Genomic DNA, 442 nt, shown 5'->3' with positions numbered 1-442 from the left:
AACCTGATCGAAGCGCTCGTCGTCGACCGCATCACGGCCGCCAGGCCTATGGGCAGTGCCCTCGTCGGCGCGCTCGTGTTGGGAGGTCTGGTATCGCTTGCCGTGTTCCTCATCGACCTCGGTGTCCGGGCCGATATCGTGGAAGCGCTCACAACCTGGCGTTTCGATCTCAAGGTCGGCATGGTCCTGGCAGCGCTGGGCGTAGCGTCCAGCCTCTGTATCACCTTGTCGCGTCCGCTGAGCTCCGGCCACCCGGGACGTCGGCTGTTGGCGCTGGCGACGTTGGCCTTGGTGGCGGTCGCCATCGAACTGGCCTCGCTGCCGAGCGCTTCGTGGGGAACCCGGCTGGTGGGCAGCAATGCCTTGATTTGTCTGGTTGCCATCCCGACGCTGGCGCTGGCTCCCCTGGTGACGGTGCTGATGGTCCTGCGCGCCGCCGCGC

1 protein-coding gene is annotated in these 442 nt (G+C 67.0%); it reads left to right on the top strand.

The window, feature by feature from the left end:
- Nucleotides 1-442 (top strand): NrsF family protein (locus I6F37_RS40215; RefSeq protein WP_225154411.1); only part of this gene is annotated, 442 nt, incomplete at both ends.

This window comes from Bradyrhizobium sp. NBAIM08 (genome assembly GCF_020193935.1).
GTDB classification, from domain to species: Bacteria; Pseudomonadota; Alphaproteobacteria; order Rhizobiales; family Xanthobacteraceae; genus Bradyrhizobium; species Bradyrhizobium yuanmingense.
Note: the sequence above shows the minus strand (reverse complement) of the source record. Positions and strands in the feature narration are given on the sequence as shown.